This window comes from Citrobacter sp. Cpa228 (assembly GCF_030333085.1).
GTDB lineage: Bacteria > Pseudomonadota > Gammaproteobacteria > Enterobacterales > Enterobacteriaceae > Citrobacter > Citrobacter pasteurii.
Map to the genome: position 1 here is coordinate 116,910 of NZ_JAOWGQ010000043.1, position 22,019 is coordinate 138,928.

Consider the following 22,019-nt stretch of genomic DNA (forward strand, 5'->3'; position numbering starts at 1 on the left):
CTGCGGAGGTGGCGCGATTTACCTGTTTGCTGTGCGTCCTAACGGGACCACTAACGGCGTTCCGGCTACCGGATCGTCGATAATCATACACCGCAGCCCATAGATTTTTTCAATGAGCTCTGCCGTGACAATCTCTTTCGGCGCACCCTCGGCAACGATCTTTCCATCACGAAGTGCAATCAGATGGGTGGCATAGCGGCATGCCTGATTCAGGTCGTGCAGAACGGCGGCCAGCGTGTAACCTTTCTCCCGGTTTAGCTCACTCAGCAGCTCCAGCAGATCAATCTGATGGCTGATATCCAGCCAGGTGGTGGGTTCGTCGAGCAGCATAATCGACGTTTCTTGTGCCAGCACCATCGCTATCCACGCGCGTTGGCGTTGACCGCCGGAGAGAGTATCCACACTTTGCGCCGCCAGATGCGTGATCCCCGTGGCCTGCATCGCGTGGGTTACCGCGATTTCATCTTCTTTACGCCAGCGGGTAAATAAAGGCTGATGTGGATAACGCCCACGAGCAACCAGCTCCTGCACGGTAATATCGCCCGGCGTGGTGGCATTTTGCGCCAGCAGACCAATTCTGCGTGCGACCTCTTTACTGGGGTAATGTTGAATATGTTCGCCATCGAGCCAGACTTTGCCGTGCGCGGGCGTCATCAGACGACTCAATGTACGCAGCAGCGTGGACTTTCCACAACCGTTGGGGCCAATAATGGCAGTGAAGTGACCATCGGGGATCGAGACATTAAGGTTTTCCGCCACGGTAAATTTGCCATAACCCAGCGTTAACTGGTCGCCACGCAAACGGGCTACTGATTCGGTCATTTTTTGCGGGACTCCTGAATTAACAAGACGATAAGGTAAATACCGCCGAGGCTTACGGTGACAACGCCAACCGGAAGCTGATAAGGCATAAATAGCTGCTGAGCGCATAAATCGGCCATCAGCAGTAACAGGGCGCCGCACAGCGCCGACTGCGTTAATCCCCAACGTACCGTGCCGCTAAGCCGACGCGCGATGTGTGGGGCAACCAGGGCAATAAACGAGATAGGGCCTGCCAGCGCGGTGGCCGCAGCGGTCAACACCACGGCGACCAGCATCATCATCAGACGTGAGCGTTCAACGCTGACACCGAGCGCACAGGCGCTGTCATCACCCATTTCCAGTAAACGCAGGCGGCGTACCAACAGCGCGGCGCACCCCAGCATCACGATAATCAGCGGCGCAGAAGGCCAGGTCTTCGCCCAGGTCAGACCGTTGAGCGATCCGGCGTTCCACAGCCCGGCTGTCAGCGCGGTTTCTAAGGACGCCTTCAGCAGCAGCCAGGTGTTGAAGGCCACCAGCATAGCGCGAATGCCGATCCCGATGATGATCAGCCGGAAGGTGTCGATGCCGTTGCGCCAGGCCAGCGCCCAGACCACCAGCGAAGTCAGGATCCCGCCGAGCATTGCCGCCAGCGCGATGGCGGTAAGATGCTGACCAAACAGCACCATTGCCACCAGTACGCCGCTCCAGGCACCGGTATTGAAGCCCATCACGTCCGGGCTACCCAGCGGGTTGCGCATCAATGACTGGAATATCGCGCCGCTAACGCCCAGCGCCGCGCCAATCAGCAGCGCCATCAAAACGCGTGGTAATCGCCACTCGGTCACCACCAGCGTAATGCTACGCGGTGCATCACCGAGCAGGGCGGCAATAATTTGCGGGGTCTCGAGCATAACGGCACCGCTGCGCAGGCTCCACAATCCAACGGCCAGGCAACCAACGACCAGCAGCAGACAACTGACAATCAGGCGACGGGAGAGATGCATCATGCACCACCTCCGCGCTGTTTGCGGCGTACCAGGAAGATGAGAACCGGCGCACCGATAAACGCGCTGACGACCGAGACGCGCAACTCGCCAGGCACAATCAGACGACCGATGATATCGGCAATCAGCAGCAGAGAAGGGGTGGCCAGCAGAGTGACGGGCAGCGACCAGCGATGATCTGCGCCCACCAGCCAGCGTGCCATATGCGGCATCATCAGGCCGATAAAGGCGATAGGGCCGACGATGGCGGTCGCACTTCCGCACAGTACGGTAATCACCAACAGGCCGATAAACTGGGTACGCGCAACTTTGCTGCCCAGCGCCGTTGCGGTGTCGCTTCCCAGACTGAGGCTATTCAGAGCACGGCTAAGAAACAGCGCGACAGCACCGGCAATCAGGACCGGGATCAGCACGACTTTCAGCGTCTGCAGGCTGCGGATATCCAGTGAACCGGCTTGCCAGAAACGCAACTGGTCGTAGACGTCCGGGTTGAGAAGGGCGATGCCAGTAGATAATCCTTCCAGAACAGCACCCAGCGCAACACCGGCCAATGTCAGGCGTACCGGGCTGAGCTGTCCACCGCCCTGACTACCGGTAAAAGCCACAATCAGTGAGGCTGCGAGAGCCCCGGAAAAAGCCATTAGCAGCTGTTCTTGCGGGGAGGAAAAGCCAAACAGCGACGCGCCTAAAACAATCGCGAAGCTGGCCCCGGAATTGACGCCAAGAATCCCCGGATCGGCCAGCGGGTTACGGGTGAGCGTCTGCATCAGCGCACCCGCCAGGCCCAGCGCACCACCTGCGAGGAGCCCTGCCAGCGTACGCGGAAGTCGCGCGTCCAGCACGATGGTGCAATCGGCGCTTTGACAACTGCCGGTGAGCGCATCAAATACCACGGAGGCGGGCAGCGACTTTGCGCCAATAACCAGACTTAATGCCGTGGTGAGAACAAGTAGTAACAACAGTCCGGGCACGGCAAAGGCGCGTGTCGCGGAAACAGAGCATGACATATCAACTTCCCTGATAATGATAGTAATTATCGTTATCGATCTTATTTGGGTATGTTAGCATGTGCAGCCATTGAATGGATATTGAAAAAGTACCTGGTAAGGCTCTGTAATGAATCGACAATCCTGGCTGCTTAATCTCAGCCTGTTAAAGACCCATCCTGCATTTCGCGCCGTCTTCCTCGCCCGTTTTATTTCCATTGTCTCTCTGGGGCTATTGGGGGTTGCGGTCCCGGTACAGATCCAGATGATGACCCAGTCGACCTGGCAGGTGGGTTTGTCGGTGACGCTGACCGGGAGCGCCATGTTTATTGGTCTGATGGTGGGTGGCGTACTGGCCGATCGCTATGAACGCAAAAAGGTGATCCTGCTGGCCCGCGGAACCTGTGGTATCGGTTTTATTGGCCTGTGCCTGAACGCGCTGCTGCCCGAGCCGTCGTTGCTGGCTATTTATGTTCTTGGTTTATGGGATGGCTTTTTTGCCTCGCTGGGTGTCACTGCGCTGCTGGCGGCGACGCCTGCGCTGGTCGGGCGTGAAAATCTGATGCAGGCCGGGGCGATTACCATGCTGACGGTACGTCTGGGCTCGGTTATTTCGCCAATGCTTGGCGGGGTGCTGCTGGCGACCGGGGGCGTGGTCTGGAACTACGGCCTGGCGGCCGCGGGTACATTTATTACCTTGCTGCCGTTGCTGAGTCTTCCCGCGTTGCCGCCTCCGCCGCAACCGCGTGAACATCCGTTGACATCGCTGGTGGCGGCGTTCCGTTTTCTGTTCGCCAGCCCGCTGATTGGCGGTATTGCACTGCTCGGCGGCCTGTTGACCATGGCGAGCGCCGTGCGCGTGCTGTATCCGGCACTGGCGATTAACTGGCAGATGTCGAGCGCTCAGATTGGCTTACTGTATGCGGCTATTCCCCTGGGCGCGGCCATCGGGGCTTTAACCAGCGGACAACTGGCACACAGCGTGCGTCCGGGTCTGGTTATGCTGGCATCAACCGTGGCCTCTTTCCTGGCTATCGGCCTGTTTGGTTTGATGCCGGTCTGGGAGCTGGGGGTTGTTTGTCTGGCGCTGTTCGGTTGGCTGAGTGCGGTCAGTTCTTTGTTGCAGTACACCCTGTTACAGACGCAGACGCCGGAAGCGATGCTCGGGCGAATTAACGGTTTGTGGACCGCGCAGAACGTAACCGGCGATGCGATTGGTGCGGCGCTGTTAGGGGGGCTGGGGGCGATGATGACGCCTGCGGCCTCGGCAAGCGTCAGTGGGTTTGGGTTGGTGATTGTCGGTCTTTTACTGCTGCTGTTGTTGGGAGAAGTGCGCCGATTCCGGCAAGTTCCCGTGAATGTCTGATCGCGTTATGCTCTACGGATTGTAGGCCGGATAAGGCGTTAGCCGCATCCGGCACTGACCATTAAAACAGAGCCGACAGACGTTGCAGCAGTAGCGTCGCGCTGTAGTAATCCAGACGGAAGGTTTCCGTGCCCAGCGCATAAACGCGTTTGTTTTGCACAGCAGGCAGATGCGCCAGCAGTGGATTAGCATAAATCGCGTCGGCATCTTTGCTGTCGCCTGCAAACAGGAACAGCGCTTCACCGTTCAGGCCGGCCGCCAGATTCTCACCACCAAGCTGGATAATGTCGTGACGTTTACCCTGGCTCTGGCTGGTACGTAGCCCGGCAGGTAGCGGTGCCAGCGTGAAACCGAGCTGTTCCATCAGCTTGCCTTGCGCGGACTCCGGCGTCCACAGGTTGGCGCTGTGCGCGGCTGCGGTATACACCAGCGCACTGACCGGCTGTGGCGGCAGGGTGATACGTTGCTTTACCGCGAGCAGTTGCTTATCAAACTCAGCAATACGCGCCGCTGCCTGTTGCTCCTGCCCGGTGATTTCACCTAATTGTGTCAGCAGTGACTGCCAGCTTTTGTCGTCGTAATTAATGATAAGCGTAGGGGCTATGGTGGACAGTTGGTCGTACAGCGCAAGCGCGGAATCTCCCCCGGTGGCGCTGACCAGAATCAGGTCCGGCATTTGTACTGCAACGGCTTCGGCGCTCGGCTCGCCAATATACAGGCGGCTCAGTTTGCGTTCTTTGGCGACGTCGCTCCACTGGCGTAAAAAGCCCTGAGCGTCACCAATACGGTTATTCGGTGTCGTGGCACCGCTGGCGACGACCGGGGCATCAATCGCCAGCAGAGAACCGGTGAGGGTCACGCTGGTGGAGACAATTCGCTGCGGTTTATGCTCCAGCGTATGCGTGCCGCGGCTGTCAGTAACCTGGCGTGGCCAGTCAGCGGCATGACTTAAAGAAACTCCTGAAATAGCGAGTCCAACCAGTAACAGCGCAGTGCGGTAAAACGCGGGAAATCTCACAAATAAGCTTCCTGTTATCAATGTAGTTAATGCTTCTCATTTTCATTGTTACGCGTCAGGGATGCAAGCCTAAGTCGCACATTGTGTTACCACAAGAGTTGACATACCGACGCTTTGCTTTTAGGTTAGCGACCGAAAATATAAATGATAATCATTATTAAAGCCTTTATCATTTTATGGAGGATGATATGGACACGTCACTGGCCGAGGAAAAAACGCAGACTATGGCAACTCTCGCTCCCGACAGTTTTTTCTTTATGTCGCCGTATCGTAGTTTTACGACGTCAGGATGCTTCGCCCGCTATGCGGAACCGGCAATTGATGGTGATTCACCAGACAGCCCTTTCCAACAGAAAATGCACACACTGTTTGCGCAGGCCAAATCGCAGGGCATCGCAAACCCCATTATGGTAGGAGCCATTCCCTTTGACACCCGCCAGCCTTCGTCGCTGTTTATTCCCCAATCATGGCAAAGCTTCTCACGTACGGCAAAGCAGCAATCAGCGCGTTACTTTACTGCCCATCAGTCGCTGAATGTTGTTGAGCGTAAATCGATTCCTGAGCAGGATTTTTTCGAAGATATGGTCGCCAGAGCAGCGGCGCTGACGGCAACCCCGGAAGTCGACAAAGTGGTGCTGTCTCGCCTGATTGATGTGACAGCCGACGCCAATATCGACAGTGGTGCGCTACTGGAGCGACTGGTAGCGCAAAACCCGGCAAGCTACAACTTCCATGTACCTATCGACGATGGTGGTGTACTGATCGGCGCCAGCCCGGAATTGCTGCTACGCAAAGAAGGCGACCATTTCAGTTCGCTGCCGCTGGCGGGATCTGCGCGTCGCCAACCGGACGATGTTCTGGACCGGGAGGCTGGGATCCGTCTGTTAGCTTCCGAGAAAGATCGCCATGAACACGAGCTGGTCACCCAGGCGATGAAAGCGGTTCTGCGCGATCGCAGCAGTGAGTTGCAACTTCCGTCGTCTCCGCAACTGGTCACCACGCCCACGCTCTGGCATCTCGGTACCCCGTTTGAAGGTAAAGCCAATGCCCAGGAAAACGCACTGACGCTGGCTTGTCTGCTGCATCCAACACCGGCGCTAAGTGGCTTCCCGCATCAGGTTGCTCAGAAACTGATTGCCGAACTGGAGCCGTTCGATCGCGAACTTTTCGGCGGCATTGTTGGCTGGTGTGATTCGCAGGGCAACGGCGAATGGGTCGTGACGATCCGCTGTGCGAAATTGCTGCGTAATCAGGTACGTTTTTTCGCCGGAGCCGGCATTGTGCCAGCCTCGTCACCGATTGCGGAGTGGCGTGAAACAGGTGCCAAGTTATCCACCATGTTGAATGTTTTTGGACTGCATTAAGCGCCTGGTCTACCAGGCTATTCAGGCCTTATCGACAGGCTCTAAGGAGCAATAATGAGTATTCCTTTCACCCGTTGGCCGGAAGAGTTTGCCCGCCGCTACCGTGAAAAAGGCTACTGGCAGGATTTGCCGCTGACCGACATTCTGACCCGCCATGCTGATAGCGACCAGACGGCGGTGATTGACGGGGAACGCCATCTTAGCTACCGCCAGTTAAACCAGGCGACGGATAATCTTGCCTGTAGCCTGCGCCGTCAGGGGATCAAATCCGGCGAGACTGCACTGGTGCAGTTAGGCAACGTGGCTGAGCTTTATATCACTTTCTTCGCACTGCTCAAACTGGGCGTGGCGCCCGTATTGGCACTGTTTAGCCATCAGCGTAACGAACTCAACGCCTACGCAGCGCAAATTAAACCGGTGTTACTGATTGCCGATCGCCAGCATGCGTTATTCAGTGGCGACGATTTTCTGAATACCTTTGTTGCCGAACACAATTCAGTGCGCGTGGTTCAGTTGCTCAATGATGACGGCGAACACAATCTGCAAACGGCTATAAGCCAACCCGCAACGGCGTTTACCGCGACACCATCACCAGCTGATGAAGTGGCGTATTTCCAGCTTTCCGGCGGCACGACCGGGACGCCAAAGCTGATCCCGCGTACCCACAATGATTACTACTACAGCGTGCGCCGTAGTAACGAGATTTGCCATTTCGCCGCTGAGACCCGCTATTTATGCGCGATCCCGGCAGCGCACAACTACGCCATGAGTTCGCCAGGTGCGCTGGGCGTTTTCCTCGCGGGTGGAACTGTGGTGCTGGCGGCAGACCCGAGCGCGACGTTGTGCTTTCCGTTAATTGAACAGCATCAGGTAAACGTTACGGCGTTGGTACCGCCAGCGGTGAGTCTGTGGCTGCAGGCAATTCAGGAGTGGGGCAGTAACGCACAACTGGCTTCGCTGAAACTGTTGCAGGTGGGAGGCGCGCGGCTTTCGGCTTCGCTTGCCGCTCGCATTCCGGCAGAGATTGGCTGCCAGCTGCAGCAGGTCTTCGGTATGGCGGAAGGGCTGGTGAACTATACCCGTCTGGATGACAGCCCGGAGCGCATTATCAATACCCAGGGCCGTCCGATGTGCCCTGACGATGAGGTCTGGGTGGCAGACGCTGACGGTAATCCTTTGCCACAGGGCGAGACTGGACGCCTGATGACGCGTGGCCCGTACACCTTCCGGGGTTACTTCAATAGCCCTGAGCATAATGCCAGCGCGTTTGATGCTAACGGATTCTATTGCTCTGGTGATCTGATCGCCATCGATCGGGATGGTTACATCACGGTGCAGGGACGAGAGAAAGATCAGATCAACCGTGGCGGAGAGAAGATCGCTGCAGAAGAGATTGAAAACCTGCTGCTGCGGCATCCGGCGGTGATCCATGCCGCATTGGTCAGTATGGACGATGAGCTGATGGGCGAGAAAAGTTGCGCCTGCCTGGTGGTTAAAGCGCCGCTGCGTGCAGTACAGATCCGTCGTTTTCTGCGCGAACAGGGCGTGGCGGAATTCAAATTGCCGGATCGTGTCGAGTGCGTTGAGTCATTGCCGCTGACCCCGGTCGGCAAAGTGGATAAAAAACAATTACGTCAGTGGCTGGCATCACGTTCACCGGCCTGAAGGAGAAGAAGAAATGGCAATTCCTAAACTGCAGGCTTATGCGCTGCCAACGGCGCTTGATGTCCCGGCAAATAAAGTTGACTGGGCATTTGAACCAGAACGCGCCGCGCTGCTAATCCACGACATGCAGGACTATTTTATCGGTTTTTGGGGCGAGAACTGCCCGATGATGGAACAGGTGGTGGCCAACATCGCCGCGCTGCGTCAGTACTGTAAAGCACATAATATTCCGGTCTATTACACTGCGCAGCCGAAAGAACAAAGTGATGAAGACCGCGCGTTGTTGAACGATATGTGGGGACCCGGCCTGACGCGCTCGCCTGAACAGCAAAAAATCGTCGATGCGCTGGCGCCGGACGAAGCGGATACCATTCTGGTTAAATGGCGTTACAGCGCGTTTCATCGTTCACCGCTGGAGCAGATGCTAAGAGACACTGGACGTAACCAACTGATCATCACCGGCGTGTACGCGCATATTGGCTGCATGACCACCGCGACTGATGCCTTCATGCGTGATATTAAGCCGTTTATGGTCGCAGATGCGTTGGCAGATTTTAGCCGTGATGAACACCTGATGTCGCTGAAATACGTGGCGGGGCGTTCCGGTCGCGTGGTGATGACCCAGGAGTTACTGCCGACGCCTGTTCCGGACAGTAAAGATGCGCTGCGCGGCGTGATTCTGCCGCTGCTCGATGAGTCTGAAGAGCCAATGGATGACGAAAACTTAATCGATTACGGTCTGGACTCAGTACGTATGATGGCGCTGGCGGCTCGTTGGCGGAAAGTGCATGGCGATATCGACTTTGTGATGCTGGCGAAGAACCCAACGATTGAGGCCTGGTGGAAACTGCTCTCCCGTGAGGTGAAGTCATGACCGGCTTTGATTTCACCGGTAAAACGGTCTGGGTTACTGGGGCGGGAAAAGGGATTGGTTACACCACGGCACTGGCGTTTGTTGATACCGGGGCGAAGGTCACCGGATTCGATCGCGAGTTTTCTCAGCAGGTGTATCCGTTTACCACCGAAGTGCTGGACGTGGCGGACGGTGGGCAGGTGGCTGAGGTATGCCAGCGCGTACTGTCGCAGAGCGAGCGGTTAGACGTACTCGTCAATGCTGCCGGGATCCTGCGCATGGGGGCTACCGATGCGTTAAGCGCTGAGGAGTGGCATCAGACGTTTGCCGTCAACGTTGGCGGGGCGTTTAATGTGTTTCAGCAGACGATGGCGCAGTTTCGTCGTCAGCAGGGGGGGGCGATTGTCACTGTCGCCTCCGATGCTGCGCACACGCCGCGAATCGGCATGAGTGCATATGGGGCATCAAAAGCCGCATTGAAAAGTCTTGCTCTGACGGTCGGACTGGAGCTGGCGGGTAGCGGAGTACGCTGTAATGTGGTTTCGCCGGGATCGACCGACACTGACATGCAACGCACGCTGTGGGTGAGTGATGACGCGGAACAACAGCGTATTCGCGGGTTTGGCGAGCAGTATAAGCTCGGTATACCGCTGGGGAAAATCGCGCGTCCCCAGGAAATTGCCAACACCATCTTATTCCTTGCCTCCGATCTGGCCAGCCATATTACGTTGCAGGACATTGTGGTCGATGGCGGTTCGACACTGGGAGCATGACGGTGATCTGGAAACGACATTTAACGCTTGATGAACTGAATGCCACCAGCCAGAACACGCTGGTGGCGCATTTAGACATTGTCTATACCCGACTGGGAGACGATGTGCTGGAAGCCGAAATGCCGGTGGATGAGCGTACGCATCAGCCGTTTGGTCTGTTGCACGGTGGGGCGTCAGCGGCGCTGGCGGAAACGTTGGGGTCAATGGCGGGTTATCTGATGACTCGCGACGGGCAGTGTGTGGTGGGAACTGAGTTGAACGCCACGCATCACCGCGCGGTATCGCAGGGGAAAGTGCGCGGTGTGTGCCAGCCGTTGCATCTTGGGCGACAGAATCAAAGCTGGGAAATCGTCATCTTCGATGAGCAGGGGCGGCGCTGCTGCACCTGTCGTTTAGGCACGGCGGTGATGGGGTGAAGTCACCCGGCAAAGTAAAATGAAATTGCAGGGTTAACAGGTAAATGAAGTGATCTAGTTAACAATGCAATGTAAATACTCAGTGATACTTCGGGTTTGCATGGTTGTCAGGTTGTTAAATCCAGAAAAGATGTTATAGAAACAAAATGTAACATCTCTCTGGATCGGACAACGGATAACAACTATGAACAAATCAGGGAAGTACCTCGTCTGGACAGTGCTCTCCGTAATGGGAGCATTTGCCCTCGGCTATATCGCATTAAACCGTGGTGAACAGATCAACGCCTTGTGGATAGTTGTGGCGTCGGTCTGTGTCTACCTTATCGCTTACCGTTTCTACGGCTTGTACATTGCGAAAAATGTACTGGCGCTGGACCCGACGCGTATGACGCCAGCCGTGCGCCATAACGACGGGCTCGATTATGTTCCTACCGATAAAAAAGTACTGTTTGGCCACCATTTTGCGGCAATTGCCGGAGCGGGTCCGTTAGTTGGACCGGTGCTGGCGGCGCAAATGGGCTATCTGCCGGGGATGATCTGGCTGCTCGCCGGGGTAGTGTTGGCCGGCGCGGTGCAGGACTTTATGGTGCTGTTTGTTTCTACCCGTCGCGATGGTCGTTCCCTTGGCGAACTGGTGAAAGAAGAGATGGGTCCTACAGCCGGTGTAATTGCGCTGGTGGCCTGTTTTATGATCATGGTGATTATCCTTGCCGTGTTGGCAATGATCGTCGTGAAAGCACTGACGCACAGCCCGTGGGGAACCTATACCGTCGCATTCACCATCCCGCTGGCGATCTTTATGGGGATTTACCTACGCTATCTGCGTCCGGGGCGTATTGGCGAAGTGTCAGTCATCGGTCTGGTGTTCCTGGTATTTGCCATTATTTCCGGCGGCTGGGTTGCGGAAAGCCCGACCTGGGCACCGTATTTTGACTTTACCGGTGTACAGCTGACGTGGATGCTGGTGGGCTACGGTTTCGTGGCTGCCGTGTTGCCGGTATGGTTGCTGCTGGCACCGCGAGATTACCTCTCGACCTTCCTGAAGATTGGTACCATTGTGGGTCTGGCCGTGGGTATTCTGATCATGCGTCCCACGCTGACGATGCCTGCATTGACCAAGTTTGTTGATGGTACCGGCCCGGTCTGGAGCGGTAACCTGTTCCCGTTCCTGTTTATTACCATCGCCTGCGGTGCGGTCTCTGGTTTCCACGCGCTGATTGCCTCCGGCACTACGCCGAAGATGCTGGCGAATGAAGGTCAGGCCTGTTTTATCGGCTACGGCGGGATGCTGATGGAATCCTTTGTCGCCATTATGGCGCTGGTGGCGGCATGCGTTATCGACCCGGGCGTCTACTTTGCGATGAACAGCCCGATGGCAGTATTGGCACCTGCCGGAACCACCGATGTGGTTGCGTCAGCGGCACAGGTCGTGAGCAGTTGGGGCTTTGTTATCACGCCTGATACGCTGCATCAGATTGCGAACGATGTCGGCGAACAATCCATTATTTCCCGCGCAGGCGGAGCGCCGACGCTGGCCGTGGGGATGGCTTACATTCTGCACGGCGCGCTGGGCGGCATGATGGATGTGGCGTTCTGGTATCACTTCGCCATTCTGTTTGAAGCCCTGTTCATCCTGACGGCGGTTGATGCGGGTACCCGTGCCGCGCGCTTTATGCTGCAGGATCTGCTGGGTGTCGTTTCACCAGGGCTGAAACGGACCGACTCGCTACCGGCGAACCTGCTGGCAACCGCGTTGTGTGTACTGGCCTGGGGTTACTTCCTGCACCAGGGCGTGGTCGATCCGTTAGGCGGTATTAATACCCTGTGGCCGCTGTTCGGTATCGCCAACCAGATGCTGGCTGGTATGGCGTTGATGCTGTGTGCGGTCGTCCTGTTCAAGATGAAACGCCAGCGCTACGCATGGGTCGCGCTGGTGCCAACCGCCTGGCTGCTGATTTGTACGCTGACCGCGGGCTGGCAGAAAGCGTTTAGCCCGGATGCGAAAATCGGCTTCCTGGCTATCGCTAACAAGTTCCAGGCGATGATCGACAGCGGTAATATTCCGGCACAGTACACTCAGTCGCAGCTGACGCAACTGGTATTTAACAACCGTCTTGATGCTGGCTTGACCATCTTCTTCATGGTGGTCGTGGTGGTACTGGGTCTGTTCTCCATTAAAACTGCGCTGGCCGCGTTGAAAGAGGACAAACCAACGTCGAAAGAAACACCGTACGAACCGATGCCCGAGAATGTTGAAGAGATTGTGGCGCAGGCGAAAGGCGCGCACTAATATTCTCTTAACGAAAAAGCCCTCTCCTTAACGGGGAGGGCGTTTGTACGACAGGAAACTACTATGTTTGAAACGCTCTCTAAAGCCGGGAAATATTTAGGGCAAACCGCCCGATTGATGATTGGTGTGCCGGATTATGACAACTATGTCGAGCATATGCGTGTTACGCATCCGGACCAGGTGCCAATGACTTATGAAGAATTTTTCCGCGAGCGCCAGGATGCGCGCTATGGGGGGAAAGGTGGCGCGAAGTGCTGTTGATTTTTTGCCGGATGGCGCTGACGCTTATCCGGCCTACAACATTGCATTGGCTGTAGGCCTGATAAGGCGACGCCGCCATCAGGCAACCTGCACCATAGTCACACCGTAAACGTCTCTACCTTCTCAAATGCCGCACGCAGTGTTTCCGGTGTTAACTTCACCGGCAGCGCATGAATGGACTCCACCGGGCGCAGGGTATGCGCAATCATCTTATCGATTTCGGTGTGGTTATTGATGTCCACTTCCAGTTGAGCCAACCGTGTTGGTAAATTGAAGCGCTGATAAGCGGTAATTAACTGCGTTAGCACATCATCTTGTCCCAACAGCGCGCTCTGTACCAGTATGCCGTACGCTACTTTGGTGCCATGTAAAAACTTCTCTGTTTGCGGGAGGACGGTCAGGCCATTATGCACCGAGTGTGCCGCCGCCACGCGGGTGTAGCGCTCACCCAGACCGCCGACCATACCACCGCCAGCAATGATCGCATCCACCACGTCGCAAAATGCACGGGTCAGTTCACCACGCTGCTTATCTGCCAGCGCCTGCTCGCTGCTCTGAAGGAGAACGTCGCGGATCGCCAGTGCGCCGTTGATGCCCAGACGTACAGTCAGCGGCAAGGTTTCAGGCTGTGGGGCGAGCACAACCGCTTCGTACCATTTCGCCAACGTGTCCCCGATACCGGCCAGCAAATATGCGTCTGGCGCATTAAGCACGATCTCTGGCTCCACCAGCACCAAAAAATTAGCATCATCGAAAATTTCGAAATGCAGTGCCTGACCTGCATCGTTGTACCACACGGAGAGCGGCGTCCAGGCAGCACAGGTGGCGGCAATGGTTGGGATTGCCACAAAGGGTAAACCAAGGCGGCGTGCCAGCGCTTTGGCGGCGTCGATCAATGTCCCGCCGCCCACGCCAATCACCACGCTGCGATTCTCTCCTGACTCTGTTGCCAGTTGCCCAACATCTTTTTCGCTGCAATGACCCGTAAACAGCAGGCGTTTAGCATCGGCAAGATGAAAGGCCTCAGGCAGATAAGGTCGGGCTGCATCGATGGCGCGCTCACCATATACCCAGACGGCGCGTGAGAGTTGATCCTTTGTGAAAAAATCGTTGAGTCTCGACAGGCTGCCGGGATGGGAAAAATAGTTGGCCGGGCCGGTGACGACGCGAATCTCGGTATTACTCATGTTGTGTTGTCCTTTTGGCTGTCCTGTCCAGGCAGGTTATTTTTATATAGACGTCTGAACGTCTTGATTGCCAAATACTAGCATCGTGCTATAGTGGCTTCAACCACAACATCACACGCTGGGATAACAATAATGAGTAATAACCCGCTGATTCCGCAAAGCAAACTGCCTAATCTGGGCACCACTATTTTCACGCAAATGAGCGCGCTGGCGCAGCAGCACCAGGCCATTAACCTCTCGCAGGGATTTCCTGATTTTGATGGTCCACTCTTTTTACAAGAACGTCTGGCGTATCACGTCGCGCATGGCGCAAACCAGTATGCGCCGATGACGGGCGTACAGCCGCTGCGCGACGCCATTGCCGATAAAACCGCCGAACTGTATGGCTACAAGCCGGATGCAAACAGTGACGTGACGGTAACGGCAGGGGCGACAGAAGCGCTGTATGCCGCCATTACGGCACTGGTACGGCCTGGCGATGAGGTGATATGTTTTGACCCGAGCTACGACAGCTATGCGCCCGCGATCGAATTATCCGGCGGCGTGGTTAAACGCATCGCGCTGCAACCGCCGTCTTTTCGCGTCGACTGGCAGGAATTTGCTGCGCTAATCAGTGACCGCACCCGGCTGGTGATCCTAAATACGCCGCACAACCCTTCGGCTACAGTATGGCAGAAGGCGGACTTTGAGGCGTTATGGCAGGCCATTAACGGGCATGAGATTTATGTTGTCAGTGACGAAGTCTACGAGCATATCTGTTTTGCCACGCATGGACATGCCAGCGTGCTGGCGCATCCGCAACTAAGGGAGTGCGCAGTTGCCGTTTCATCATTTGGCAAAACCTATCATATGACGGGCTGGAAAGTGGGGTACTGCGTTGCGCCACCGGCTATCAGCGCGGAGTTACGTAAGGTCCATCAGTATTTAACCTTCTCGGTCAACACGCCGGCACAACTGGCGCTGGCGGATATGCTGCGCGAAGATCCGACGCACTACCGTGAGCTGCCCGCGTTTTATCAGAGAAAACGTGATGTGCTGGTGAATGCGCTGCGTGACAGTCGGCTGGAAATACTACCCTGCGAAGGGACGTACTTTTTGCTGATTGATTACAGTGCTGTTTCTGATCTCAACGATGTGGAATTTTGCCAATGGCTGACTAAAGAGGTCGGCGTGGCGGCGATCCCACTGTCGGTTTTCTGCGCCGATCCTTTCCCACATAAGCTGATTCGCCTGTGTTTTGCTAAGCAAGAATCGACGCTGCTGGCAGCGGCAGAACGCCTGGTTGCGCTGTAGTAACGTGATTTCGCTACTTCACCGTCCAGGCTTTGGAGAATCGACGGTCGGCAAATAACTCTTGCAGACCGTTGATTTGCTTCAGACGTAAGACTTCGTCGCTATCCATTCCCAGCTCTTGACCGATTTTCTCTTCGCTCCAGCCTAATTGTGATAATTCACGAACGATTTCCGACATGGCATGGATTTGATGCCGCCCACGGGCACGATTGTGGCGGATTGTCGCCGCCATGCGCTCATGACGCCCGCGTTGCAGGCAGGTAACGGGCAGATAACCTTTCAGGCGTGATTTTAGCGATGATTTGTTTTTGCCTATTTCATGTCGATGGAATCCGTCGACGATTTCATATTCTTCCGGGGTTGATTGAACCACGACGATCGGCTGTGTGAAGCCATCGGCTTCAATGGATTTCAGCAGTAGCTTTTTCTCCGGCGGCGCAACGTTATTTGGGTTGTAATCATTTGGCGAAATAGCGTTGTTTTTGATCCACAGAACGCAGTCTACCGGTTCTTCACGGAAAGGACTGACGCTATGGATTGCGATCCTGAATTCATTGATTGCTTCAATTCGTTCTTCTTCTGAAAGGCCAGAAAGAAAACCAGTGAGTTCCTGAGTTAGTCGTCGTTGCATAAGATCCCCCATTCCTGGCGTTTGGTTTTCATACGTTCGTTATAACGCTGATAGTTTTTCATTTTTGTGGGACTGAATGAGAGTGCCCGACACCAGTAGTCATTATTCAGCAGTACTTTACAGATCCGTCTCCATGAGGGGATATCTTTAGAACCAATATCGTTTTCCTGGGTTTGAGGAATATCATCGATCCCCTTTTTCTTGTACCACTGTAAATAGACGGCGATTTTGTTGCGGTAGTGCTCTGCGGTTTGTTGCGGCATGCTGTCTAATAGCAGCATAGCGTACGCTTGCCAGCTTAAATGCTCCGGTTTTAATATTTTCCGGTGGCCGTAAAAATGGTTGTCATGACCGGCGTATATTCCGCCGCTTTTAACGCCGCTAACCCGGGTGCACATGGCTGCCCATCGCTGTGGCTCAATAACATGATACAGCCACAGTCCCTGGCGTTGTTCCGGACCAAAGGGTTCGCAAATGCGCATATATCGTGTTGGTACGCCGGCCTGGTACATCAGGTTATACAGGGGGTTGCATGGCATTTTTGTTTTCGCAAACCATGTCCAGATATCGGCTGTTTTCCAGTCATACATCGGATAGATATACCAGGCGTGTCCTCCCGGTGCGGCGGTAGTCCACGGTTTGTCATCGGCAAAACGTTGCTTACGCGAATGGGCAATGGCGACAAAACGGTTATATGACTCGTCGGCACGGATGCCCACCATCATTGCCGCAGGACGTTTTTCTGAAAACCAGTCAGCGAACTCACGAACGAAGTGTTCAAAGGTCATGCCAGGTTGGTAGAAATGAAAGAAACTGGGATCGGTAATCGCATCTGCTGGTGGTTGCCGCACCCATTGTGTATTGGGTTCCCAACACTGCCATTCCGGTTGAAATTGTGAGAGAGAATTTTGGGTGGTGAGCGGTATTGCTACCCAATAAAAATGTTCTATAACGTCAGAATAGCGTTCTCGTAGCGCTTCAACGTAGTCGATAGTGCAAGAGAACTGGGCTTCCCAGTCAATAAACAATACGCTTATTTTTTTATGTAACTGGCGCGCAAGAGTGGCGGTGAGATGCATCATGAGCCCGGAGTCTTTCCCTCCAGACAGTGAAACGCACACGCGGGGCAGTGTTTCCAAAGTCCAGGTAATACGTTCCTGAGCGGCTGCCAGTACGCTCTGACTCAGAGGAATTTTGTAAACAGACATAGCAAGTCCATACTGAAAGAATAAAAGAATAACATCTCTAATGTATACTCTGAATAAGATATGCCAATTTACGAAGCGTGCAACCTTTAAATACATTCACCTAATGTATTTAAAATTTTTTTTATTTAATATATTTATGATTCTTTAATGTGTCACTTTCCTTAGTTTTTTTGTCTATTTTTGTTATGAAATTCTCAAAATTTTTGTTGTTAAGTGATGCCCGATTGTACATTAAAAATAGATTCATTGATGGCGGCTTAATATCTGTTTTGATTTTCTTTAAATTGAGTGATGACGAATATGATTCAAAGGTTGATTGAGGGATGAAACCAATAATATCTGTAATAGATATAACGTTGATAATTGACATTAGTGAATCACTAGAGAACCCGGATTTACGATTGGCGAGAAAATAATTTGTTTCCGACTGGTACTCTTTTATACCAGCATCGTCAGAGAGATACCGCGTAAACTGTTCTTCCAGTATTTCATTTAACGTTGTTTTTTCATTTATTCTGGGGTGGTTTTTGCAACAGACCAATACGGTCTCAATTGTCCTGAATGGGGTACATATAATCGAGCGGTTAACGATCGGTGATGTCGTAATGACAACATCCGCTTTACGGTAGGCGAGTAAGTCTTCAGCGGTTTCCGATGTTATCAGAATATCACGATGTTCAATTTCAACATATTTGTCTTCTCTGATAAATTTAATTAACTCACTTATGTAGGCATTATTGATAATTTGCGGGCTGTAAATGACAAATTTTTTCTTCAGACTGGAGCTGTGCATAATATTTATTGTTTCTTCCAGACTGTTAAGATTGTTCTCAAGGTGATGGTGTAGATTGACCGCTGTTATGGTAGGCGTAATGCCTTTCCCTGCCCGAGTAAACAAAGGATCATTGAATTGGGTGCGAAGCCTTTGTAGCGACTGGCTAACGGCTGAGGGGGTAATAAAAAGCGTTTCGGCGGCTTTGCTTATGCTCAGATTTTGATAGATACACTCGAAAATAACCAGCAGGTTGAGATCGAATTTTTTGAGGTCGTAAAGGTTAGCCATACGCTAATTCCTGTTTTAGTTTTGTTATTAAACATTCTGTTTTGTTATGTGTAAGTTGCAACGCATTTCCATCTCATATGCATGTTAAACTTAATGAATAGTTTACTACTACTTAAAATAGCACAGGCAGGGTTATTTTTTCGGTAAAAAGTGCTAACGGGTTGATTGATGTGAAAAAGAAGAATGATTGATATGAAAATAATATCAATCATTCGTTGCGTATATTTATTTGGCTCCCATGATAATATCCAGCTTCTCTTTATCGGGCAAACCTATTGCCTGTTGCAGGGTATTATCTTTGCTCATGTAATAAATGGCTGGCGTGACATTGGCGCCTAAATCGTCCATTAGTTTTTGGTTGATATTCAACGCCTTCATTTGCCTGGCAGGCGGGGTTGCTGGCAGTGTCAGCGTCATTTTGCCGCCGGAGGCTTCATAGTCGTGCCAGGTTTTAGCGGGGTTCTTGCTTGCCAGAATGGCCGCAGCGGTTGCGGGACTTTCGGGCTTAATCACGCCGACCAACAACGTGCGTAATTGAACGTTGCCGGACTCAACCCACGGGCGCGCCTGTTGCCAGAATTGTTTGCAATACGGGCAGAATGGATCGGCAAACACATACACAATAACCGGCGCGTCTTTTTTGCCGTCCAGAATCCACGACGCTTTTTCCATTCGTTGCCACATCTCGCGCCCGGCAGGTGCATAGATTTCTTTTTCTATCAGCGCATTACTCAGGTTTTCACCTTTCTCGTTATACATATAGCCGGAGATCGCCTGTTTTCCATCAGGCGTCACATAGATAGTGACCCCCATGTCCTGATATTTTCCCAGATAACCTTTCATGCCTCCCGGAGCGTCGAACGACTTCAGAATCGTAATGCCCTGTTTCTCAATCGCTTTAACGGGGGCAGGAAGCTCTTCAGCGTGGACGACAGCAGGGATCAGAGCTAAGAGTAATGTACGTTTAAACATTGATTTTCCTTATAAAATTAGAAGGAAAGGGAGTTAAGTTGCAAAACCTATCGCAGCCATAGGTAAGATCGACAGTCTGTCGATTGCCCTTTCGGTAGTTGGGTGATGTAATCCCAATCGCTGTTACGACCTTGGTTAAGGTAATGTAGAGCGCAACACATAGCCAGTTCTGCTGGCACTGAAGTTACTTGCGGGTAACTCGGGTAATGAGGCTCCCTGCAAAGGGAGCCTTTTTTACTTTTAGAATAGGGTTTACAACATGCGGTTGAGTCGGTTGTTAGTTAACGCTTATTGATTTGATAAAGGAAACGCATTAGCCCTTATCAATGATTTTCGTTAACTTATCCCTCAACGAAAACACGGAGGAAGTACAGATGTCTTTGATTAATACCAAAATTAAACCTTTCAAAAACCAGGCGTTCAAAAACGGTGAGTTCATCGAAGTAACCGAGAAAGATACCGAAGGTCGTTGGAGTGTCTTCTTCTTCTACCCGGCTGATTTTACGTTCGTATGTCCGACCGAGCTGGGCGACGTTGCTGACCATTACGAAGAACTGCAGAAACTGGGTGTGGACGTTTACTCTGTTTCTACCGACACTCACTTTACTCACAAAGCATGGCACAGCAGCTCTGAAACCATCGCGAAAATCAAATATGCGATGATCGGCGACCCGACTGGCGCCCTGACCCGTAACTTCGACAACATGCGTGAAGATGAAGGTCTGGCTGACCGCGCAACCTTCGTTGTTGACCCGCAGGGCATCATCCAGGCAATCGAAGTTACCGCTGAAGGTATCGGCCGTGATGCGTCTGACCTGCTGCGCAAAATTAAAGCTGCACAGTATGTCGCTTCCCACCCTGGCGAAGTTTGCCCGGCTAAGTGGAAAGAAGGCGAAGCCACTCTGGCTCCGTCCCTGGACCTGGTTGGTAAAATCTAAATTTCCGTCGTCTTTCACGTCATAGCAGTGTTGGCGTCGCCTGCTCACCCCGGTCACTTACTTCTGTAAGCTCCCGGGGATTCTCAGGCTAGCCGCCTTGCTCTGACGCGAAATACTTAGGAAATTACGTCAGATTACGTCAGTCATGGGCGCAGGCGCGCCCATTTTATTCCAGCACCATGACGCAAGTTGCATTGATGCGGCTCCGCGAATCCGGCTTGCATGATGATGTTTTCAGAGAGGGAAGAATAATGCTCGACACAAATATGAAAACCCAGCTCAAGGCTTATCTTGAGAAACTGACCAAACCTGTTGAGCTGATTGCTACGCTGGATGACAGCGCTAAATCGGCAGAAATTAAGGAACTGCTGACTGAAATTGCTGAACTGTCAGAGAAAGTCACCTTTAAAGAAGATAATACTCTGGCTGTACGTAAGCCATCGTTCCTGATAACCAACCCGGGTTCTCACCAGGGGCCACGTTTTGCCGGCTCTCCATTGGGTCATGAGTTTACCTCTCTGGTTCTGGCGCTATTGTGGACAGGCGGTCATCCGTCGAAAGAGGCACAGTCACTGCTGGAGCAGATCCGCGACCTCGACGGGGATTTTGAGTTTGAAACCTATTATTCACTGTCCTGCCATAATTGTCCGGATGTGGTGCAAGCGCTGAACCTGATGTCCGTGCTGAATCCGCGTATCAAGCATACGGCGATTGATGGCGGTACATTCCAGAACGAAATTACTGACCGTAACGTCATGGGCGTTCCGGCGGTCTATATGAACGGTAAAGAGTTTGGTCAGGGCCGCATGACGCTGACTGAAATCGTAGCGAAAGTTGATACGGGCGCAGAAAAACGCGCAGCGGAAGAGTTGAACAAGCGTGATGCTTACGATGTGCTGATCGTCGGTTCGGGTCCAGCCGGGGCAGCGGCTGCGGTGTACTCTGCACGTAAAGGTATTCGCACCGGTCTGATGGGCGAACGCTTTGGCGGTCAGGTTCTTGATACTGTTGATATCGAAAACTACATCTCCGTACCGAAAACCGAAGGCCAGAAGCTGGCCGGCGCGCTGAAAGCGCACGTTGATGATTACGATGTTGATGTGATCGACAGTCAGAGCGCGAGCAAACTGGTTCCGGCAGCTCAGGAAGGTGGTTTGCATCAGATTGAAACGGCTTCCGGTGCGGTGCTGAAAGCACGCAGCATCATCATTGCTACTGGCGCAAAATGGCGCAACATGAATGTTCCGGGTGAAGATCAGTATCGCACCAAGGGCGTAACCTACTGCCCGCACTGTGATGGCCCGCTGTTTAAAGGTAAGCGTGTCGCGGTGATAGGTGGCGGTAACTCGGGTGTTGAAGCGGCTATCGATCTGGCGGGTATCGTCGAGCACGTGACGTTGCTGGAATTTGCCCCGGAAATGAAGGCCGATCAGGTTCTGCAGAATAAAGTACGCAGTCTGAAAAACGTCGACATTATTCTGAATGCGCAAACCACAGAAGTGAAAGGCGACGGCAGTAAAGTCACCGGTCTGGAGTATCGTGACCGCGTCAGCGGTGATATCCACAATGTGGAACTGGCGGGTATTTTTGTGCAGATTGGCCTGTTACCGAATACGAACTGGCTGGAAGGCGCCGTTGAGCGTAACCGCATGGGTGAAATCATCATTGATGCCAAGTGCGAAACCAGCGTGAAGGGTGTTTTTGCTGCGGGGGATTGTACAACCGTACCGTACAAGCAGATCATCATCGCCACTGGCGAGGGCGCGAAAGCATCGCTGAGTTCCTTTGATTATTTGATCCGCACGACGACAGCATAAAAAAAGTAAGACTCACCTGCAATACTCAAACCGCTAGCTATCTGCTGGCGGTTTTTTTATTTCCGCCTCTCGCAAATTGTCAATTCTTGAAACAATAAACCGCATAAATC

At 53.3% G+C, this 22,019-nt stretch carries 20 protein-coding genes; 11 read left to right on the top strand and 9 right to left on the bottom strand.

Annotation, left to right across the window (positions count from 1 at the left end):
- Positions 1–18: 18 nt before the first annotated feature.
- Genes fepC through fepD form a run of 3 tightly spaced genes read right to left on the bottom strand, consistent with a single transcriptional unit; the run spans position 19 to position 2,815 of the window.
- Positions 19–822 (bottom strand): iron-enterobactin ABC transporter ATP-binding protein, encoded by an 804-nt coding sequence (gene fepC / locus OGX91_RS09845; RefSeq protein WP_005123456.1) that lies wholly within the window; start codon positions 820–822, stop codon positions 19–21.
- Positions 819–1,811, bottom strand: coding sequence for an iron-enterobactin ABC transporter permease (fepG, locus tag OGX91_RS09850; RefSeq protein WP_199947280.1), 993 nt, complete (start codon positions 1,809–1,811; stop codon positions 819–821). Before fepG ends, fepC begins: the two co-directional genes overlap by 4 nt.
- Positions 1,808–2,815 (bottom strand): Fe(3+)-siderophore ABC transporter permease, encoded by a 1,008-nt coding sequence (gene fepD, locus OGX91_RS09855; protein WP_040232594.1) that lies wholly within the window; start codon positions 2,813–2,815, stop codon positions 1,808–1,810. The genes fepG and fepD overlap by 4 nt, the downstream gene beginning before the upstream one ends.
- Positions 2,816–2,924: 109 nt before the next feature.
- Here fepD and entS point away from each other — a divergent pair, with 109 nt between their 5' ends.
- Positions 2,925–4,160, top strand: a complete 1,236-nt coding sequence (entS, locus tag OGX91_RS09860; RefSeq protein ID WP_040232592.1) for an enterobactin transporter EntS — start codon at positions 2,925–2,927, stop codon at positions 4,158–4,160.
- Positions 4,161–4,221: 61 nt separating this feature from the next.
- Here the strand turns inward: entS and fepB are convergent, their stop codons facing one another.
- Complete coding sequence (fepB, locus tag OGX91_RS09865; RefSeq protein ID WP_199947281.1) at positions 4,222–5,178, bottom strand: Fe2+-enterobactin ABC transporter substrate-binding protein; 957 nt, start codon at positions 5,176–5,178, stop codon at positions 4,222–4,224.
- A gap of 188 nt (positions 5,179–5,366) precedes the next feature.
- On the opposite strand from fepB, the gene entC reads away from it, so the two are divergent.
- The 7 genes from entC to OGX91_RS09900 all read left to right on the top strand — a co-directional run bounded on the left by entC (position 5,367) and on the right by OGX91_RS09900 (position 12,800).
- On the top strand, positions 5,367–6,542 hold the full coding sequence (gene entC, locus OGX91_RS09870; protein ID WP_199947282.1) for an isochorismate synthase EntC: 1,176 nt from the start codon (positions 5,367–5,369) through the stop codon (positions 6,540–6,542).
- A 54-nt stretch (positions 6,543–6,596) separates the two neighbouring features.
- Positions 6,597–8,207, top strand: a complete 1,611-nt coding sequence (gene entE, locus OGX91_RS09875) for a (2,3-dihydroxybenzoyl)adenylate synthase EntE (RefSeq protein WP_199947283.1) — start codon at positions 6,597–6,599, stop codon at positions 8,205–8,207.
- 13 nt (positions 8,208–8,220) lie between these two features.
- Positions 8,221–9,081, top strand: a complete 861-nt coding sequence (locus tag OGX91_RS09880; RefSeq protein WP_040232582.1) for an isochorismatase — start codon at positions 8,221–8,223, stop codon at positions 9,079–9,081.
- A complete protein-coding gene (entA, locus tag OGX91_RS09885) occupies positions 9,078–9,833 on the top strand; it encodes a 2,3-dihydro-2,3-dihydroxybenzoate dehydrogenase EntA (protein ID WP_199947284.1) in 756 nt (251 codons plus the stop codon). Before OGX91_RS09880 ends, entA begins: the two co-directional genes overlap by 4 nt.
- 2 nt (positions 9,834–9,835) lie before the next feature.
- Complete coding sequence (entH, locus tag OGX91_RS09890; protein WP_040232884.1) at positions 9,836–10,249, top strand: proofreading thioesterase EntH; 414 nt, start codon at positions 9,836–9,838, stop codon at positions 10,247–10,249.
- A gap of 184 nt (positions 10,250–10,433) precedes the next feature.
- Positions 10,434–12,539, top strand: a complete 2,106-nt coding sequence (gene cstA, locus OGX91_RS09895; protein ID WP_016152202.1) for a pyruvate/proton symporter CstA — start codon at positions 10,434–10,436, stop codon at positions 12,537–12,539.
- 63 nt (positions 12,540–12,602) lie between these two features.
- Positions 12,603–12,800 carry a YbdD/YjiX family protein gene (locus OGX91_RS09900; protein ID WP_005123469.1) on the top strand — a complete coding sequence of 66 codons (198 nt, stop codon included), beginning with the start codon at positions 12,603–12,605 and terminating at the stop codon, positions 12,798–12,800.
- 98 nt (positions 12,801–12,898) lie between these two features.
- Here OGX91_RS09900 and OGX91_RS09905 read toward each other — a convergent pair whose 3' ends face one another.
- Complete coding sequence (locus OGX91_RS09905) at positions 12,899–13,987, bottom strand: oxidoreductase (protein ID WP_149691371.1); 1,089 nt, start codon at positions 13,985–13,987, stop codon at positions 12,899–12,901.
- A 132-nt stretch (positions 13,988–14,119) separates the two neighbouring features.
- Between OGX91_RS09905 and OGX91_RS09910 the strand changes: the two genes are divergently transcribed.
- Positions 14,120–15,280, top strand: coding sequence for a pyridoxal phosphate-dependent aminotransferase (locus OGX91_RS09910; RefSeq protein WP_286626133.1), 1,161 nt, complete (start codon positions 14,120–14,122; stop codon positions 15,278–15,280).
- A 13-nt stretch (positions 15,281–15,293) separates the two neighbouring features.
- Here the strand turns inward: OGX91_RS09910 and OGX91_RS09915 are convergent, their stop codons facing one another.
- The 4 genes from OGX91_RS09915 to dsbG form a co-directional block, all read right to left on the bottom strand.
- Complete coding sequence (locus OGX91_RS09915) at positions 15,294–15,911, bottom strand: IbrB-like domain-containing protein (RefSeq protein WP_005120864.1); 618 nt, start codon at positions 15,909–15,911, stop codon at positions 15,294–15,296.
- The gene (locus tag OGX91_RS09920) at positions 15,896–17,119 is read right to left on the bottom strand and encodes a phosphoadenosine phosphosulfate reductase (RefSeq protein ID WP_040232578.1); all 1,224 of its coding nucleotides are present in this window, start codon (positions 17,117–17,119) and stop codon (positions 15,896–15,898) included. The genes OGX91_RS09915 and OGX91_RS09920 overlap by 16 nt, the downstream gene beginning before the upstream one ends.
- A 121-nt stretch (positions 17,120–17,240) precedes the next feature.
- Positions 17,241–18,182 carry a DNA-binding transcriptional repressor CitR gene (gene citR, locus OGX91_RS09925; RefSeq protein WP_155021559.1) on the bottom strand — a complete coding sequence of 314 codons (942 nt, stop codon included), beginning with the start codon at positions 18,180–18,182 and terminating at the stop codon, positions 17,241–17,243.
- A 225-nt stretch (positions 18,183–18,407) separates the two neighbouring features.
- Positions 18,408–19,154, bottom strand: a complete 747-nt coding sequence (gene dsbG, locus OGX91_RS09930) for a thiol:disulfide interchange protein DsbG (RefSeq protein ID WP_155021558.1) — start codon at positions 19,152–19,154, stop codon at positions 18,408–18,410.
- 374 nt (positions 19,155–19,528) lie between these two features.
- Here dsbG and ahpC point away from each other — a divergent pair, with 374 nt between their 5' ends.
- Positions 19,529–20,092 carry an alkyl hydroperoxide reductase subunit C gene (gene ahpC / locus OGX91_RS09935; protein ID WP_002894394.1) on the top strand — a complete coding sequence of 188 codons (564 nt, stop codon included), beginning with the start codon at positions 19,529–19,531 and terminating at the stop codon, positions 20,090–20,092.
- 251 nt (positions 20,093–20,343) lie between these two features.
- Positions 20,344–21,909 (top strand): alkyl hydroperoxide reductase subunit F, encoded by a 1,566-nt coding sequence (gene ahpF, locus OGX91_RS09940; RefSeq protein WP_005120859.1) that lies wholly within the window; start codon positions 20,344–20,346, stop codon positions 21,907–21,909.
- Positions 21,910–22,019 lie beyond the last annotated feature (110 nt).